General features: G+C 56.5%; 15 protein-coding genes. 1 reads left to right on the top strand and 14 read right to left on the bottom strand.

Annotated features, from left to right (window positions below; all coding sequences use genetic code 11):
- The 10 genes from QRD42_RS11825 to QRD42_RS11780 form a co-directional block, all read right to left on the bottom strand.
- Positions 1–301, bottom strand: a 301-nt coding sequence (locus tag QRD42_RS11825) for an HAD hydrolase-like protein (RefSeq protein WP_321987187.1), incomplete at its 3' end; no start/stop codon positions are given.
- 3 nt (positions 302–304) lie between these two features.
- A complete protein-coding gene (locus tag QRD42_RS11820; RefSeq protein ID WP_321987186.1) occupies positions 305–2,575 on the bottom strand; it encodes a glycoside hydrolase family 65 protein in 2,271 nt (756 codons plus the stop codon).
- Entirely contained in the window at positions 2,572–3,630 is a 1,059-nt protein-coding gene (locus tag QRD42_RS11815) for a Gfo/Idh/MocA family protein (protein ID WP_321987185.1), read from the bottom strand. The genes QRD42_RS11820 and QRD42_RS11815 overlap by 4 nt, the downstream gene beginning before the upstream one ends.
- Positions 3,631–3,640: 10 nt before the next feature.
- Positions 3,641–4,429 carry a sugar phosphate isomerase/epimerase family protein gene (locus QRD42_RS11810; RefSeq protein ID WP_321987184.1) on the bottom strand — a complete coding sequence of 263 codons (789 nt, stop codon included), beginning with the start codon at positions 4,427–4,429 and terminating at the stop codon, positions 3,641–3,643.
- Between the two features lie 18 nt (positions 4,430–4,447).
- Complete coding sequence (locus QRD42_RS11805) at positions 4,448–5,500, bottom strand: zinc-dependent alcohol dehydrogenase (protein ID WP_072567943.1); 1,053 nt, start codon at positions 5,498–5,500, stop codon at positions 4,448–4,450.
- Between the two features lie 28 nt (positions 5,501–5,528).
- The gene (locus QRD42_RS11800) at positions 5,529–6,371 is read right to left on the bottom strand and encodes a carbohydrate ABC transporter permease (RefSeq protein ID WP_072567942.1); all 843 of its coding nucleotides are present in this window, start codon (positions 6,369–6,371) and stop codon (positions 5,529–5,531) included.
- Positions 6,358–7,239, bottom strand: coding sequence for a carbohydrate ABC transporter permease (locus QRD42_RS11795; RefSeq protein WP_072567941.1), 882 nt, complete (start codon positions 7,237–7,239; stop codon positions 6,358–6,360). Before QRD42_RS11795 ends, QRD42_RS11800 begins: the two co-directional genes overlap by 14 nt.
- A gap of 22 nt (positions 7,240–7,261) precedes the next feature.
- Positions 7,262–8,551, bottom strand: a complete 1,290-nt coding sequence (locus tag QRD42_RS11790; RefSeq protein ID WP_321987183.1) for an ABC transporter substrate-binding protein — start codon at positions 8,549–8,551, stop codon at positions 7,262–7,264.
- Positions 8,552–8,562: 11 nt separating this feature from the next.
- Complete coding sequence (locus QRD42_RS11785) at positions 8,563–10,245, bottom strand: sugar phosphorylase (protein WP_321987182.1); 1,683 nt, start codon at positions 10,243–10,245, stop codon at positions 8,563–8,565.
- Between the two features lie 271 nt (positions 10,246–10,516).
- Positions 10,517–12,109 carry an ABC-F family ATPase gene (locus QRD42_RS11780; protein ID WP_072567938.1) on the bottom strand — a complete coding sequence of 531 codons (1,593 nt, stop codon included), beginning with the start codon at positions 12,107–12,109 and terminating at the stop codon, positions 10,517–10,519.
- Positions 12,110–12,332: 223 nt separating this feature from the next.
- On the opposite strand from QRD42_RS11780, the gene ldtB reads away from it, so the two are divergent.
- Positions 12,333–13,253, top strand: a complete 921-nt coding sequence (ldtB, locus tag QRD42_RS11775) for a L,D-transpeptidase (RefSeq protein ID WP_072569424.1) — start codon at positions 12,333–12,335, stop codon at positions 13,251–13,253.
- A gap of 50 nt (positions 13,254–13,303) precedes the next feature.
- Here ldtB and QRD42_RS11770 read toward each other — a convergent pair whose 3' ends face one another.
- From QRD42_RS11770 to fbpC, 4 genes are all read right to left on the bottom strand, one after another.
- Positions 13,304–14,020 carry a GntR family transcriptional regulator gene (locus QRD42_RS11770; RefSeq protein WP_318374380.1) on the bottom strand — a complete coding sequence of 239 codons (717 nt, stop codon included), beginning with the start codon at positions 14,018–14,020 and terminating at the stop codon, positions 13,304–13,306.
- A 15-nt stretch (positions 14,021–14,035) separates the two neighbouring features.
- Complete coding sequence (locus QRD42_RS11765; RefSeq protein WP_321987181.1) at positions 14,036–15,358, bottom strand: PTS sugar transporter subunit IIC; 1,323 nt, start codon at positions 15,356–15,358, stop codon at positions 14,036–14,038.
- A 49-nt stretch (positions 15,359–15,407) separates the two neighbouring features.
- Complete coding sequence (locus tag QRD42_RS11760) at positions 15,408–16,784, bottom strand: glycoside hydrolase family 1 protein (protein WP_321988757.1); 1,377 nt, start codon at positions 16,782–16,784, stop codon at positions 15,408–15,410.
- A 689-nt stretch (positions 16,785–17,473) separates the two neighbouring features.
- Positions 17,474–18,520 (bottom strand): ferric ABC transporter ATP-binding protein, encoded by a 1,047-nt coding sequence (fbpC, locus tag QRD42_RS11755; protein ID WP_072567935.1) that lies wholly within the window; start codon positions 18,518–18,520, stop codon positions 17,474–17,476.
- Position 18,521: the final 1 nt, after the last annotated feature.

The raw sequence follows: 18,521 nt of genomic DNA, 5'->3' as shown, positions 1-18,521 counted from the left end.
TGATGCCTGGCAGCACGGCATGCGGGGTAAGCTGGCGCAGTGAATCGACATAAATGCCGTTTTTACGCGCTGCCAGCGCCGCGCACTGCGCCGGATTAAAATCCTGCTCCCGGCCGCCGTGTACCAGAATGCGCCGCAGCGATTCCATGCGGCTGATGCCTTTCAGGGTGGCGTTAAAGGTTTCGTCGATGTCGATGTCCACCTCTTTCGCCACCTGTCGCCAGGCGTGAAAATGCAGTTCAGCGGTATCGGTGATCACGCCGTCAAGATCGAAAATGACGGCCTGTAGTTGCTGTGCCATGGCTTAGCGCCCCTCCGTGGTAGCGGTCCCGGTCGTGGGTAAATAAAAATCGCGCAGCGCACAGGTCAGCTCGCCGTCCACCGTCAGCGGCTGCTGATGGGGATAAAGCCTGACCGGGGCAGTGCTGCGAATGCGGATCTGCTGCGCGTCGAGAGTGATGTGCAGCGACACGCCCTGCCAGCGCAGCGGGAAGTCGAGCTGCTGCCAGCCGTGGGGTAAACGCGGCGACAGATGCAGTTCGCCATGACGCACCGACAGCCCGGCAAAGCCCTGGATCGCGCCGAGCCAGATCGCTCCGGTGGCGGCGGCATGAATACCGTCGTCGCAGGCGTGGGGATCGTCCCCCAGGTCAATTTCCGCCCCTTCGCGCCAGAAACGGTAGGCGGTGTCGGTGTCGCCGCAGCCCGCCGCCACGATGCCGTGGATCGCCTTGCTGAGGGACGAGTCGTGAATGGTACGCGGTTCGTAAAATTTCAGGTTCGCCAGACATTGCGCCGGGGTGAACAGCTCCGGCAGCATATAGGCCAGCATCACCACGTCCGCCTGCTTGAGGATCTGCATCTCGTTAACTTCTGCGCGCGAGTAATCCAGCAGAATGGTCTGTTTGCCCGCTTTCGCTTTATAGGCGCTGAGATCGATAACCGGTTTTTGCAGGAAGCTGTCATCCTGCGGCAGCACGCCGTCCGCCTGCGGTTGCGGCAGCCACAAACGCTGCAGAAAACGTTCCGCCTGGCTTACAAAGGCCTCGTCGCCACAGGCGAACTGACGGGCAAAATGTAGCGCCTGCGCCACGTTGTAATGCGCCAGGTAGCTGGTGTAGGCGTTATTGTTGACGTGCTCGGTGTACTCGTCGGGGCCGATGACGTCGTGGATCTCCAGCCGGTTATTCACCTCCACCGCGCGGCTGATCCAGAACTTCGCCGTGTCGATGAGCAGTTCAAGCCCTTCATGCGCCATAAAGCAGTGGTCGCGGGTGGCGTGCCAGTAGGCCACCACCGCCCAGGCGATATCCGCCACCAGGTGATGCTCCGCCAGGGCTGACGCGACTTTTTGCCGCACGCCGGTGCGGATATTGATTGCCGCGAATTCCGGCGTTTCTTCGTCGCCGCTACGGGCGCTCTCCCACGGAAAGAGCGCGCCCTGCCAGCCGTTTTGCCGCGCTTTTTTGCGCGCGCCCGGCAGATTGTGCCAGCGGTAGCGCAGTAAACGACGGGCGATGTCCGGCTGGCTGAACAGGTGGAACGGCAGCAGGAAGACTTCGGTATCCCAGAAAATATGGCCTTTGTAACCCTCGCCGGTCAGCCCTTTCGCGGCAATACTGCTGCGCTCGTCGTGGCCCGGCGTCATGATATGCAGATGATACAGGGCATAATCCAGCGCCTGCTGATCCCGCGGATCCTGACTCGTTACCTGCACGCGGCTGCGCGCCCAGAAGGTCTGCCAGGCGGTGTCCGATGCGTGGCGCAGCGCGTCATAACCCTGTGCAACGCAGCGCTCAAGCTCGGCCCGCCCCTGCTGGCTCAGCGATTCCGGCGACCGGGTGCGGTCATCACTCCAGGCGATCCAGCTCAGTTTTTCCAGCGTGATGCTCTCGCCCGCCGCGACATTCGCCACGTTATGTTGCAGAAGCTGGCGGTTTTTTGCGGTAAAGCAGGTGCTCGCCGCCCCGCTCACCCGGCACCAGCTGGTGATGGCGACATCCGCCGTGCCGTCCTGGGTGGCGTAGATGCCCTGCAACCAGTGTTCGCCGAAGACCCGCAGCTGCACTTCATCCAGATGCTGACGCCCGCAGTTAGTCTGGGTGGCGTCAATGCCGGTGACCAGCGACACACGGGCATCGCTGTTTAACGGCGTGATGGTCAGCGTCATGGCGAGCAGCGGTAACTGGGCGGCAGAGGCGAAACGGCGGCTGCTGATGCGGTAGTGCGCGCCCTTTGGCGAACGCCAGACCAGCGAGCGCGTCAGCTCGCCGGTGGCGAAATCCAGTTCGCGCTGCCAGTCGCCGATCTCGCCGCCTGCGGTGGTAAAAATCTCGCCGTTGAGTTCGATCTGCACGCCGACCAGATCCGGCAGGTTCACCAGTTCGCTGGTTTCCCCTTTGCCCGCGCAGTGATACAGCCCGGCAAGATACATGCCGCGGGTTTGCAGCGGGCAGGTTTCTTCATGGCTGGCGCGGATGCCCATATAACCGTTGCCGGTGGTCATCAGCGAGGCGTATTTGTTCAGGCTATGCAGACTGCATTCCGTTTGCCTGAGCGTCGAAAGCTTGATCATAATTCCACACTTGTCCCTGTTTCGGCGGCCTGATAGAGCGCGGCCACCAGCTGCTGCACGATGCGTCCCTGTTCGGCGTCGGCAATCGGCACCGCCTCGCCCTGCACATGACGCACAAAAGCATCCATGCTGCGTAAATGGCGGTTTTCATCGGCCTGTTCGCGGGCAAACAGCGTTTTCAGCTCGCCGCCCTCGTCGGTGTACACCTGGGCCGGGAACAGCTTCGCCCCGGCCTTATCGCCGCAGAAGGTCACATTCATGATCGACTGCGCGGCCATGTTGAGCGCAAACGAGGTTTCCAGCCGCAGGATGCCGCCGTTATGAAATTCAATGGTGCCGAACAACGCGTCTTCCACGCTGTAGCTCGCCGGATCCCACTCGCCAAACTGACCGCTGTTTTTACGGTTGCCGATCTTCTGAAAGCTGTGGGCGCTGACGCGTTTGACCGCCGGGAACCCAAGCACGTAGAGCGCCGCGTCCAGCATATGAATGCCGATGTCGATCAGCGGACCGCCGCCGGAAAGGGCTTTATTGGTGAAAACGCCCCACCCCGGTACACCGCAGCGGCGTAGCGCCGTGGCAGTGGTGACATACACTTCGCCCAGCGCGCCGTCGATCACCTGCTGGCGCAGCAGTTGCGCATCCAGCGCGAAACGGTGGTGAAAGTCGTAAGCCAGCACTTTTCCGGCGCGGCGGGCGGCGCTGCACATGGCTTCCGCCTGCTCCGGCGTCATGGCCGGCGGCTTTTCGCACATCACATGGCAACCGGCCGCCAGCGCCATCATCACGTGATCATAATGAAAACGGTTGGGGGAGCAGACGCTGACAATGTCGGGTTTCACCGCGTCGAGCATGGCCTGGGGATCTTTCCAGACCTCTATATGCGCGCCGTACTTTTCTGCCATCGCCTGCGCCTGAGACAGGCGGCTGTCACAGACAGCCACCAGTTTCACAGCGTCATGGGTGCAGTAGTAGGAAGCATGTACTTTATCCGCCACTTGTCCGGCGCCGATAATGGCGACGCGCAGCGGTAAAGTCGTGGTTGCACTCATCACAGAGAACCTCTTAGCAGGTGCGCAAAAAGGCCAGTGACTGACGGTAGGCCGCACACGGATCTTCTGCCCGCACGCGCCCTTCGTACACCACGTATCCCTGATAGTTATCGGCGCGCAGCTGATCGAACAGGGCGCGGAAGTTCAGCGTGCCGCTGCCCGGCTGATAGCGATGGTTGTCAGCAATATGCACATGTCCCAGCAGATCGCGGTTGTCGTGCAGCGCTTTCGCCAGATCGTCTTCTTCGATGTTCATATGGTAGAAATCGCCGATGATCTGCACGTGTTTCAGATCGTTTTCCACGATATAGCGACGGGCGTCAGCCAGGGTGTTGATCATATGATCCTGGTAACGGTTAAGCGGCTCCAGGTAAACCGTGGTGCCGGTGCGCGCCGCAACCTTATCCAGATAAATAAGCGAATCGCTGACCGCTTTGCGATCGCCCGCCAGGCTGCGCGGCGAGGTCATCGGCGGCAGACGGAAGGTAAACATGCCCCAGGCCGCCGGGACGATGATCCCCTGCCCGCCCACTTCCGCCAGCGCTTCCAGAATGCGTTCAATCTGTTGCAGGCCATTAAGACGGCGCTCTTCGATAAAGTCGCCGATCCAGCCGTCGTAGCCGCCGCAGGCGGTGGTCACCGGCAGGCCGGTTTCTTTGATGGCCGCTTTTACCGCGTCAACATTATTGACCAGCAGCCTGCCGTCGATTTCAAAGCCATCGAAGCCCATTTCCTTGATAAAGCGAAATTTTTCCAGAATGTTTTCCGGGAAGAAGGCCTGGTTCTGTGTTCCGATTTTCATGTTCAGTAATCCTTTACCTTAAAAGGTGACGCCCATTTTGATGCTCTGTTCCGGGTGACGGTCGACGAACTGCATGTAGCTTTCCGCGCTGCTGGCGAAGGTCACTACCGGATCGATCAGCTCTTCGCAGTCGAGATAGCCGTTCATCAGCAGTTCCCAGCAGGTTTCCTCGATGCGCTTACGGCTCCAGCGCGGGTAGTCCGGGTTCGGCTCGCTACAGGCGCGGGAGAAGACAATTTTCGCGTTGTTGAAATGCGCTTCGCGGCCGAGGTTGAAGCCTTCGGCAAACGGCTTGGCGAAGGCGACGTAAGAGATGGTGCCGCCGTAGGCCAGCCCGCGCAGCGCTGACTGCAACGCATCGGCGTAGCCGCTGGTTTCGATGATCACGTCCGCGCCCTGTTTGCCGGTAAGCTTTTTGATCTCCAGACCCACGTCGGTGCCGATTGGGTTGAGGCAGAAATCCGCCCCGTGACGGCGGGCGATATCACAGCGGTGTGCAATAGGATCGACGCCAATTACCACCGAGGCCCCGGCTTTTTTCGCCAGCTGGACCGCGATCTGGCCGATTGCGCCTAAGCCGACAATCACCACGAAATCCCCGACGCGCACGTTGGCGTCACGCACGCCGCTCATGGCGAACTGCGCCGGATCGTAGCAGACGGCGTTTTTCCACGAGCTGCCCTGCGGCATTTTGCGCAGTTTGTAGTTATTTACCGCATTGATGATGACGGTTTCCGATAACGGGCCGTAGCCGCATACCCGATCGCCAATGGCGTAGTCGGTGACCTGCGCGCCGCGTTCGATAACCTCGCCCACCACCATGTTGCCGAGCTGGAACTTGCCAAATTCAATACCGCGCGGCGCGTCTGCCGGACGCGGGGTAAACATCTGCCATTCAGCGTTGAATTCCTCGTCGATAAACGGGCTGGCGGCGCGAAAATCCACCACTTCCGTCCCGTGTTTTGGCGCACCGAACATGACGCGGATTTTGACTTCGTTCTCCGCCACGGCGCGATCTTCATACTCCACCAGCGCCGCAACACGCGGTTCGGTCGCCACTAACTTCTTCATACCAGTCTCCTGTTAAAATCAGGCCGCCTTAGCCCTTAACGCCACCGGCGGTCAGTCCACTTTTGATAAAACGTTCAGAAAGCGCATACATGATCACCACCGGCAGCGCGGTCACCAGCGAGGCCGCCATCATGCGTCCCCAGATATAATCCGGCGTGCTGAACAAGGTGTTCAGGCCGACCGGCAGGGTGAAGTTGCTGGCGCTGGAGAGGAAAATCGAGGCGAACAGATAGTCGTTCCAGGCCACCATAAAGCAGTAGACAAAGACCGACACCAGCCCGGATATCGCCAGCGGCACGGTGATGCGAAAGATAATTTGCAGGCGGTTGAGGCCGTCCATCATCGCGGCTTCTTCGATCTCATCAGGGATGGTGTCGAAGTAGCTTTTCAGCATGAACACGGCGGTAGGCAGCGTCTGGGTCACCATGGTGATGATCAGCGCCATTTCGGTATCGTAGATGCCAAGGGCGGTGATGATCTTGAACAGCGGCACCACCAGCAAAATGCCGGAGAACATGTACACCGTGTAAAAGCTGGCGTTGATGGTCATGCGGCCCTTAAAGCGCAGGCGGGAGAGCGCATAGGCTCCCAGGGTACCGAGAAACACCGCCACCGTGGACGACACCACCGACACCACCATGCTGTTACGGAAGTAATCGACGAACGGGAAAATCAGCGGATTAAAAATGTCGATATAGTGTTCCAGCGTCCACTGCTGCGGCAGCAACGTCGGCGTAAGGGAAATCGCCTCTTTCGCGCCTTTGAACGAGGTCATCAGCATCACGAAAAACGGAAACAGCGTGATGATGAGAAAGGCAGCCAGCCCGACGTAAAACCCGATGCGGCTGAGGGTACGTTTACTTGTTGCCATTGAGATTCACCCGTTTTCTGGTCAGCAAAATTACCGCGAAAATAATGACGAACAGCACGATAGAAATGGCCGCTGCTTTTCCTAAGTCATTAAATGCGAAAGCCGTTTTGTAGAGATAGACGCCGAGGATATCGACCTTGGTGGTCAGCAGATAAACGTCGGCGAACATGTAGAACATCCAGATGGTGCGCAGCGTCACCACTGTCGCCAGCACCGGCATGATCGCGGGCAGCGTGACGATGCGAAAACGCTGCCAGGCGTTCGCGCCGTCCATTTCGGCGGCTTCGTACAGCGATTTATCGATGGTCTGCAAAATCGCCAGAAAGGAGATAAAGGCATAGGGGAAGTAGCGCCATATGGCGAACAGCACCACCAGCACAAAGCTGCTGCCCGGATTATCGAACCACAGCGGCGCCCGATCGTAGAGATGCAGCAGATCGACGCCCAGATAGTTCACGATGCCGTAGCCATTGTTGAACATGTACTTCCAGGCAAAGACCAGCGAAATCGACGGCGTGACGTAGGACAAAATCACCAGCGAACGCGCGGTTTTGCGCAGACGAAACTCGCGGTTAAAGAAAATCGCCACCGCCAGACCGAGCACGGTACTGCCCGCCACCACCAGCACGGTGTACCAGACCGTCATCCACAATGAATGCCAGAAACCCGGATCGCTTAAGATACGGATATAGTTTTCCAGCCCGACAAAAGTCGCGTCGATGCGCGGGTTCAGCGGCAGGCGTAAAAAACTGATTTCAATATTTGATACCATCGGCCAGGCTACGAGGCCCCCCAGCAAAATTAAGCTGGGGGCCAGTAGCAGCATGGCGAAAGGCATATCAGAACGACCTGAAAACAACCTTTTCATAACTGCAATTCACATCCTTTGATTAACGTTGTTTTACAAGTTCTTCCAGCTTCGCCTGCCCTTCTGAAAGGGTCTGGCTGAGATCTTTTTTACCTACCGTGACGTTATGCACCGCGCGGTTGATCGCCCCGGATCCGGTGACATCGCCCATGCGGGTAAAGTTTTTATCGCCGACGGAGCCGAAGACTTTCATATTCGGATACTGGGCGATCAGGTCATACGGCAGCTGACCAAAGGCCTTGATCACCTCGTTGTCTTTCCACAGCGCGGTGTCGGTGACGCCTTTATTGGCCGGGAAAGCCGCGCCGGGCGACATCATTACCCACTCCGCTTCGTTTTCAGCTTTGTGCATAAAGGTGACGAATTTCTCTGCGGCGGCGGTTTCGTCAGCCGACTGGCCGTTACTGATGGTCAGCGAAGTGATGGTGCCGAACACCGCGGCGGATTTTTCAGTGGGCACCATAAAGCCGAGGTTGGCCGGATCACCCTCTTTAAACACTGCGGGCAGGATGTAGGTGGAATAGATCGCCATCGGTGCGGCACCGTTCATAAAGGCGTCTTTAATTTCCATGACGTTGTTGGAGCCAGGCATGGTGGTTTCCGCCAGCTGACGGTACATTCCCAGTGCCTGTTCCATTTCCGGCGTGTTGAACGTGATGCTGCCGCTGGCGTCAAAGACGTTGGCGTCGTTGGAGAGCGCAAACTGGGAGAACGCCTGCTCGGTCATCACGCTTTCTGCCGTCGGCAGTGCGATACCGTATTTTTTCTGCGCCGGATCGCTGAGCTTCTGCGCCGCCTCCAGCAGTTGCTGCCAGTTCTGCGGCTCGCTCAGACCGGCATTTGCCAGCACATCTTTTTTGTACCAGACGCCCTGTAGCCAGGCGCTGATCGGCACGCCGTTCCAGGCCGTTCCGTCTTCGGTACGCACGATGCGCAGCACGCCGTCATAGAAATTCTGCTCGCCCACAGAGGCGATCACTTCGCCGATGGCCTTACGATCCACCAGCTGTTCTTTGTCCATCACTTTGGCGTAGTCGTGGCTGGTTTCGATCACTTCCGGCAGCGCGCCGGTACGCGCCAGGGTAATGATTTTGGTGTTGAAGGCGTCTTCTTCCACCGGCACCTGTTTTACGGTGATGTCCGGGTTTTCTTTCTGGAACCGATCGATCAGGCGGGAAATAACCGCCTGGCGCTCCTGTTCAACGGAGGAGTGCATAAACTCAATGGCGACCATCTTTTTTTCTTCCTTACAGCCGGAAATAAGGGCGCACGACACCAGTGCTGATAACAGCACGACTTTTGCTTTAAACATAAGATGTTCCTTTATTGTTTTTTGATCCACATGACCTGCCACGGACGCAGGGTCAATTCCGCATGAGGGACAGGACATTCACTTATTAAATCAAAGCCTGTACTGTGGACTTTTATTTTTTGTTCGGCGTTACTGATATTAAATAATGCCTCCAGCGTCTCGCCATTTTTAGTGGTACGGGTAATTTGCATTACCTGCGGCGTGAGACTATTGATAGTGAACGCGCTGTCCGGATGGAAAACACTGCTCTGGCGGCGGAGCACAATCATTCTGGATAAAGCGTGATAAACACGATGCCGCAGGGAGCCGCTGGCCTGTAGCTGACTTTCAATATCGTCCTGATGATATTTCTGGCGATTAATAGCGCGGTTATAGCCTAAACGTTCAACGCCGTCATAATCGTTACGCGATCCCATAATGCTCTGAATATAGATCGCCGGCACGCCAGGGAAACTCAGCAGAATGGCATGGGCAAGCAGGAAACGGGCCAGACGTTCATCATCGGTGCTGTCCCGCGCGCTTAACGCGTCCATATAGGTGACGTTCACTTCGTACGGGCTACGGGTGCCGTCCGGGTTATTTTTCCAGTTAACTAACGCGCCTTCCTGACGCAGCTGCTCCACTAAGTGCAGGATTTCCTCTTCCGGCAAAATGCCGCGTAACGGGTTAAGACCAATGCCATCGTGAGAGGCGAGGAAGTTAAACCAGGTGGTGTCGCGACCCGGCAGCGCCAGCCCCTGCGCCCACTGGCACAGCGCGGTGACATCCTGACGGTGCACCGCATGCAGCACCAGCGGCGGCAGCGAGAACTGATACACCATGTGCGCTTCATCGCGCCCGTTGCCCAGATAAGAGATATTGTCTTTATGGGGAACGTTGGTTTCAGTAATGATCGCCGTACCCGGCGCGACCTCGTCTGTTATGGCGCGGAACAGCTTGATCAGCTGGTGGGTTTTCTGCAGATGAATGCAGCTGGTGCCCGGCGTTTTCCACATGAAGCCAACCGCATCCAGGCGCACGTAATCCGCCCCCTGCGCCAGATAGTGCAGCAGCACCTCGATCATCGCCAGCAGCACGTCCGGCTCGTTATAGTTAAGGTCAATCTGATCGTCGCTGAAGGTAGTCCACAGGTGGCGCTGCGAACCGTCATGCAGCGTGAAAGGCGTTAATAACGGCAGCGCGCGCGGGCGGGTCACCGCCGATAAATCGGTGGACGGATCCATGGCGAGAAAGAAATTCTCAAAGCCTGGCTTCTGTTGCAGATAATTGTTGAACCATTCGCTTTTTGCCGACATATGATTGCAGACAAAATCAAACATCAGCCGCGCCTGTTTGTTTAATTCGGCAATATCGCTCCACTCCCCTGATTCCGGCGCGACGCGGTGATAATCCATTACCGAAAAGCCGTCGTCAGACGACCATGGATAAAATGGTAATAAATGGACATGCGAGAAAACAGATTTAAACCATTTATAATAGAAATCGTTAAATACCGCTAAGGGCTTAGCCTTTTCATGATGAAATTGATCGGCGTAGATAATTAACACCACATCGCTTTCATCCCATTTCTGTTTACGGTTTTGAGTAATAAGCGGCCGGTATTTCTCAATACAGGCCGTTAATTTTTCATAATGTGTGTCGGTGAAACGCCCGGCATAAACTTCCCGAAGCAGTGTGTTAATGTTTCCGTTCATTTGACTTTCCGTGGTATCGGTCCCATGACGCGGAAAATTACTCCTCCTGAAATGGGGTGTCAACGTAGCGGGGCCGTGATAAAGCGGGTTATGACGAAATTAAATGCATATTTGTGAGCTGTCGCAAATTTAAAGAAAAAGAGATTTTCTTTTATATCACGGCTTCAGGGAAATATATATTCAGGGGGCAAATAGTTAGAAGTGAGTTATTTATAATATAAATATAAAGCACCGCTCCCCATCAGTTCGGGGAGCAGTGTGAGGGGCAAAATCAGTCGATACCTTTGCTGCGCAGGTAATCTTCGTAGTTGCCGCTGAAGTCGATCACACGCTCAGGGGTGATTTCGATCACGCGGGTCGCCAGCGAGCTGACGAATTCGCGGTCATGGGAAACGAAGATCAGCGTGCCCTGGTACATTTCCAGCGCCATGTTCAGCGATTCGATGGATTCCATATCCAGGTGGTTGGTGGGTTCATCCATCACCAGGATATTCGGGCGCTGCATCATCAGCTTGCCAAACAGCATACGGCCTTTTTCACCACCGGAGAGGACTTTCACCTGTTTCTTGATGTCGTCCTGGCTGAACAGCAGACGGCCCAGAATACCGCGCACCACCTGCTCGTCGTCGCCCTCCTGTTTCCACTGGCTCATCCAGTCGAAGACGGTCATGCCGTTTTCAAACTCATATTCGTGATCCTGGGCGTAGTAGCCAATTTTCACGTTTTCCGACCACTTCACAGTGCCGGTGTCCGGCGTTAAATCGCCGACCAGGGTTTTCAGCAGGGTAGATTTACCCACGCCGTTGGTGCCGAGGATCGCCAGCTTCTCGCCCACTTCAAGCAGCAGATTAACGTTTTTGAACAGCGGGCCGTTATCAAAGCCTTTGCTGAGCTGCTCCACTTCCAGCGCATTACGGAACAGTTTTTTATCCTGCTCAAAGCGGATGAACGGGTTTTGGCGGCTGGAGGCTTTGACTTCGTCCAGCTTGATTTTGTCGATCTGACGGGCGCGGGAGGTCGCCTGACGGGATTTGGAGGCGTTGGCGCTGAAGCGGCTGACGAAGGCCTGCAAATCGGCAATCTGGGCCTTCTTCTTGGCGTTGTCCGCCAGCAGACGCTCACGCGCCTGGGTCGCAGCGGTCATGTATTCGTCGTAGTTGCCGGCGTAGACGCGCAGCTCGCCGTAATCCAGGTCCGCCATGTGCGTACACACCATGTTCAGGAAGTGACGGTCGTGCGAGATGATGATCATGGTGCTGTTACGTTCGTTAAGCACCTGCTCCAGCCAGCGAATGGTATCGATGTCGAGGTTGTTCGTCGGTTCATCGAGCAGCAGAATGTCAGGGTTGGCGAACAGCGCCTGGGCCAGCAGCACACGCAGTTTCCAGCCTGGCGCGACTTCGCTCATCAGGCCGTAATGCTGTTCCAGCGGAATGCCCACGCCAAGCAGCAGCTCACCGGCGCGGGATTCGGCAGAGTAGCCGTCCATTTCGCCATACTGCACTTCCAGATCGGCCACTTTGTAGCCGTCTTCTTCGCTCATTTCCGGCAGGCTGTAGATGCGGTCACGCTCCTGCTTCACTTCCCACAGCTCGGTATGCCCCATGATCACCGTGTCGAGCACGCTGTACTCTTCGAAAGCGAACTGATCCTGACGCAGCTTACCGATGCGCTCGTTGGGATCGAGGGAGACGTTGCCCAGCGTCGGCTCTAAATCGCCGCCGAGGATCTTCATAAAGGTGGATTTTCCGCTACCGTTGGCGCCAATCAGGCCGTAACGGTTGCCGCCGCCAAATTTGACGGAAATGTTTTCAAACAGCGGCTTAGTGCCGAACTGCATGGTGACGTTGCTGGTAACTAACACGGCGTTATCCTAAAAATGTGTGACAAACCGTGCATTATGCCACAATTCCGAATTGAAATCGCGCACCGTGATAAGCGGCTACACTGTAGGTTTCAGAAAAAAATGTGATTTCGTACACATCTGAATTCCATGCGCGGGGGAATGCACATATAATGCGCTCCCATCTCCATTAAGACTTTAACTCAACGGCCGGATGGCCAGTGGCAAAGATACCTCGCACAACATGAAAATTAAATTAACAACGATTTTAGCGGCGGCTTTCGCGGTAGTAGGGTTTTGCAAATCTGCCTCTGCAGTAACTTATCCACTGCCAACCGACGGCAGCCGTCTGGTTGGCCAGAACCAGGTCATCACCATTCCGGAAGGGAACCAGCAGCCGCTGGAGTACTTTGCGGCGCAATATCAGATGGGCCTGTCTAACCTGCTGGAAGCGAACCCGGGCGTGGACACTTACCTGCCGAAAGGCGGTAGCGTGCTGAATATCCCGCAGCAGCTGATCCTGCCGGACACCGTTCATGAAGGCATTGTGATCAACAGCGCCGAAATGCGCCTCTACTACTACCCGAAAGGCACCAACACGGTGATCGTGCTGCCGATTGGTATCGGTCAGTTAGGCAAAGATACGCCGATCAACTGGACCACTAAAGTTGAGCGTAAAAAAGCCGGCCCGACCTGGACGCCGACCGCCAAAATGCATGCGGAATATATTGCCGCCGGCAACCCGCTGCCCGCAGTAGTTCCGGCTGGCCCGGATAACCCGATGGGTCTGTACGCGCTCTACATTGGCCGTCTGTATGCCATTCACGGCACCAACGCCAACTTTGGTATCGGCCTGCGCGTAAGCCACGGCTGCGTGCGTCTGCGTAACGAAGACATCAAGTTCCTGTTCCAGAACGTGCCGGTCGGCACCCGCGTTCAGTTTATCGATGAGCCGGTGAAAGCCACCACTGAACCGGATGGCAGCCGTTATGTGGAAGTGCACAACCCGCTGTCGACCACCGAAGCGCAGTTTGAAGGCGGGGAAATCGTACCGATCACCCTCACCAAAAGCGTGCAGAGCGTGACCAGCCAGGCTGACGTTGACCAGGCCGTTGTCGAGCAGGCGATTGAAAACCGCTCCGGTATGCCGGTTCGTCTGAACTGATCCTGCCCCGGCAGTAAACAAAAAAAGCGATGGGAAACCATCGCTTTTTTTTATCCGTGATTCACCATGATAATGCCGCCATGATCGTAGCGATAATGGCAGTGGGCATACTCCAGCGGCGTGCCATCTTCCAGATAAACCACCTGCTCCACTTCCAGCACCGGATCGGTGTCATCGCAGCTCAGCCAGCGTTTATCCTCGGCGTTCGGCTTTAGCGCGCGCACCACGCGGTACGAGCCCATAAGTTTCAGCGCCAGGGTGTCCTGCACATAGCGAAACACGGAACTTTGCAGATGGCCGCGGTTAAGGCCGGGCACCAGCGCCACCGGCATTAGCGTAAATTCCAGCGAGACCGGTTCGCCGTCAAGCAGCCGCAGACGCACAAAGTCATAGACCGGCGCATCGGCGTCGATCAGCAGCGAGGCCTGCTCTTTTTCATCGGCAAAGCGTAAATCGAAGCGGATGATCTCGCTGGTGACGGTGCCGACGTTTTCCCAGGTTTTGGTCGCGCCGAAATAGTCGCTGCCGGGCAGATCCCATTGCGAGAGCTGAAGGAAGTTCTTGCGGATAAAGGTGCCCTGCCCCTGACGGGTATACACCAGCCCTTCGACGATCAGCTGGCGTATCGCCTGCTGGATAGTCATGCGGCTGGTGCTGAACTCCGCCGCCAGAGCGAACTGATCGGGCAGCGGCTCGCTGGCAGAATACTGCCCGCTCATGATGCGCTGCTTAATTTCCCGCGCGATAGAAACGTATTTCGCCGACATTGCCCGTTCCTTTTATTATTCGACTATCCCACTGTTTTTTAAGGCCACTCGCTCGGCTATTTTGAGGAAAGGCAGGTAGAAGAATACACCAAAGACGATGATTATCAACTGAACCACCACCGCCCGCCAGTCCCCCGCCGTCGCCAGCCAGGCGCTTAAAACCGGCGGCGTGGTCCAGGGGATCATCACCACGCAGCGCGACATCAACCCGAGAGTGGTGCAGATCCAGGCAAAGAAAATCCCGATAGCAGGCAAGAGCACAAAGGGGATCATCAGCGGAATGTTAAACACAATCGGCAGACCGAAAATCACCGGCTCGTTGATGTTAAACAGTCCCGGTGAAATGGACAGACGCGCCACCTGTTTCGCCGCCTTCTGGCGCGAGAACAGAAAGATGGCGATAAGCAGCGACAGCGTGCTGCCGGTGCCGCCAATCATGCCGAAGGTCGGCACAAAGATATTGTTGATGATATGCGGGATAGGCTGCCCGTTGGCAAAGGCGATCATATTTTCGTTGGTGTTGATCAGCAGGAAAGGCTCCAGCACCACGGCGTTAACCACCGACTGATGAATACCCAGCGTAAACAGAAAATTGCCGAAGCTGTAGATAAAGAGCGTGCCCGGCAGGCTGGTATTGATCAGACGCAGCGGCTGCTGGATCAGCGTGGTGATCAGGTGGATCAGATCGGTATGCAGCACGTTCGCCAGCAGCGCGGCGATAATGGCGAAGGTGGAAAGCGTAAAAATGGTCGGCAGCAGCGCGGAAAAGGATTTGCTCACCGCAGGCGGCACGTTTTCGCCCAGGGAAATATCGAGCTTTTTGATCCCGGCAATGCGGATAAACAGCTCGGTGGACAGCAGGCCGATGATCACCCCGGCGAAAATCCCGGTGGTGCCGATGTTGGCGAACGACAGCAACTGGCCGACAGTTACCGTCGTCGTACCGCCCACCGGCACCACGTCGAGCTGGATCGGCATCATAATGATAAAGCTGGATAAGGCGATCACCACTGCCGAGACCGGGTTGTCGAAATTTTTGTTGCGCGCCAGCGACCAGGCGATCATTGGCGCGATCAACAGCGCCGCGATGTTCAGCGTGCCGTTGATAATGACATCGCCCCACACTTTAAAGCGCGTGAGTAGCTCCCCGTCCATCACCCAGGGAAACACCACGTTATTCACCAGCACCGCCAGTCCGGCGAGAATGAAAATGGGCATCACCGCCGCAAAGGCATCGCGCAGCGAGCGCAGATGCACCTGGTTGGCGATACGGGCGGAGAACTCAACAAATCGATCAACAAACGACTGCATATTCGGTTTCATGTTTGCATCAGACATTGCAGATACCTTCCCTTCAATCAGTCACAAAACGGTCCGGCAGGCGGGATCACATCTCGTCGCCGTTACTGTGGATCACACGTTTAAACCAGGCGTAGCTCTTTTTCGGCACCCGTTTCAGATCTTTCAGATCGTGGTTTTCACGGTTCACATACACCACGCCGTAGCGCTTACGCATGTCCCCCTGCGAGCTGAGAATGTCAATCAGTCCCCAGCCGAGATAGCCAATCACCTGTGCGCCGTCTTCAAAAATGGCGTCTTTCATGGCCTGCAAATGTTCGCGGTGATACTCGATGCGGTATTGGTCGTCGATGGGATTGACCCCATCCCAGGATTCGATCACGCCGATGCCGTTTTCAATGGGGAACACCGGCAACCGCCAGTCGTTGTAATAACGGGTGATAATGGTGCGAAAGCCGAGCGGATCGATCTGCCAGTTCCATTCGGTAGCCTTCAGGAACGGATTATTTTTATCGCCGTGCAGCAGGTAATAGTTCACCGGCGTACCGTCAGGGATGGCATCGCTGTCCAGCGTTTTACTGGCGTAGTAGCTGAACGCCATATAATCATTTTTCACCCGGGCGATCTCTTCCAGATCCTCGTCGCGAAAAATATCCTGGAAGCCCTCACGCTCCACTACCGCCATCACCGCCGGGCTGTAGCCCTGTCCGGCGTAGACGCGTAGCAGGTTCTGGTTGAGGAATTCGTCATACTGCTGGGCGCAGAAAATATCCTGCGGCTTACAGGTGGCGGGATAGATCAGCTGATGCGCCAGCATGCCACCCATCAGTTGCCCCGGTTTGGTGTCATGCAGATAGTGCGTTAGCCGGACATGGGCCATCATCACGTGATGGGAGATCTGGTACAGCTCGCGCAGCGTTTTTTCGCCTTCCAGATAACCGCCGACCTTAAAGGCCTCCGGCATGTGGTAGATGTTCTGCTCGTTAAAGGTCAGCCAGTACTTCACGCGGTCGCCAAAGCAGTCGATCATCTTTTTACCGTAGCGAACGAACGCCTCCATGACGTGACGATCGGTAAACCCGTTATACTTCTGCGCCAGCGCCAGCGGCATATCGAAATGGTACAGGCAGACCATTGGCTCGATACCCCGCGCCAGCAGATCGTTGATAAAGCGATCGTAAAAGGCGATGCCCTCGTCGTTAAATTCCCCGTCGCCCTGCGGGCAGACGCGGCTCCAGGCGATCTGGAAGCGGTAGCAGTTCATGCCGAGATCCTGCATCAGATCGAAATCTTCGGCATAGCGATGGTAGGAGTCGGTCGCCACTTTCCAGTCGGAGGCGAATTCGCTGGCTTCGCGAATATCGTAAACCGACGGCCCTTTTCCCCCTTCGTCCCACGCCCCTTCCGTCTGCATACTGGATACCGAGTTGCCCCACAAAAAACCCGCCGGTAAGGATTTAGTCATCATCTGATCTCCGCTGGTGATTATGTAAAGTCATTTAGTTTATATGACTAGTCATATAGCGGATGCGGATAAGGCAGGCAAAGAGAGGGTGCTGGTTTTGTGACCAGCGCCGTAAAGATCGCGTAATGATCTCTTGCATGCGGCAGGTTGCGCTTTTATTGATGGTGGTAGGTTGCGCTCTTATTAATGTTGCGGAACAACGGAACACCGGATGGCGAGAGCACGCAAGGGGCGGCCAGTCGCCGCCGCCCCCTGCACCCCCGGGCTCCCCMCACACTTCATGATTTCTAAATAAATTAACTCAGCAGTTCCTGTAAGTTCWGACAAACASAAAGCCACTCAGTCGCTTTATAAAAAACAGAGATATTAACGCGAGGGGTTGAGTCCCCGCTGAAACCGGCGAGCCGGAGGCCGGATGACAAGGGCTGGACGCCATGGATGGCGGCCAGAGGCGAAATGAGGCAGGAKGCCGAATMGAGCCGACCGCGGGCAGACGGTCGGGAGGTGAGCGCAGTGCGCAGCAYCGGTTTCTTTGCGGGGCCGCGGGGATTGCTAAGGGGGCCGCGGTGGCCCCCTTAGCACGTTCACCGTCAGCGGTGTTACGCCTGACACGAAACGCAAAGTGAACGGAACATTCCACTAAACCGAACATACCAGTGAACGGAACATTCCACTTAAAGGGACCCTGATTAACCCGCCTCCCGCATCTCAAACATCCCGTACGGATGGATCTCCAGGAAATAATTCTCCCCCACGTCCGGCTGCAATCGCGTCGCATTCACCTGCAACAAAATCTCCTGCCCATGCCACGCAACAATCACCTCATACTGCGGTCCCATATAGGCCACATGACGGATCACGCAGCGCTGGCTTTCGCTGCCATGCTGCCCGAGGGTGATCGCCTCCGGACGCACGCCCACCTGCCCGCTGCCCACGGTGGCGAACTGCGCCGGGCGCGGTAGCCGGTAACCGTAAATATCCACATGATCTGCGGAGAATGCTGCCGGGAACAGGTTGGCATCGCCCATAAAGCTGGCCATAAAGCGCGACGCAGGCTGACGATAGAGATCCTGTGGCGAGCCCATCTGCATGATGTGGCCTTTATTCATCACCAGCACGGTATCGGATACCGCAAAGGCTTCGCTCTGATCGTGGGTGACATAGAGCGACGTGATATTAAACTGCTTTTGCAGCTCGCGAATTTTATCGCGCATGCTGCGGCGCAGGTTGGCGTCGAGGTTGCTGAGCGGCTCATCAAACAGCAGCACTTTGGGCTTTAAGATCAGCGCGCGCGCCAGCGCCACACGCTGCTGCTGACCGCCGGAAATCTGATCCACATAGCGATCCTCAAAGCCGTCCAGATCGACCATCGCCAGCGCCTCTTTGACCCGGGTTTTGATCTCCGCGCGCGACACGCCGAGCATCTTCAGGCCATAGCCGACGTTCTCGCCCAGCGACATGTGCGGGAACAGCGCGTAGGACTGGAACACCATGCAGATATCCCGCTGCTGGATCGAACTGTCGGTCACGTCTTCACCGTCGATAAAAATCTGCCCGGAAGTCGGTTTTTCCAGCCCCGCCACCAGCCGCAGCACCGTGGTTTTACCGCAGCCGGACGGGCCGAGCAGCGTTACCATCTCCCCCTGCGGGATCGCCAGGTTGATATTTTCAATCACCACATTGCTGCCAAAGGTTTTACCCACGTTGCGCAGCTCAACAAAATGTTTCTGAGTCATA

The sequence above is a fragment of the Enterobacter sp. PGRG2 genome (assembly GCF_030291195.1).
Classification (GTDB): domain Bacteria; phylum Pseudomonadota; class Gammaproteobacteria; order Enterobacterales; family Enterobacteriaceae; genus Enterobacter_D.
The sequence above is the reverse complement of the archived record's forward strand: the minus strand, read 5'-3'. Positions and strand labels throughout refer to the sequence as shown.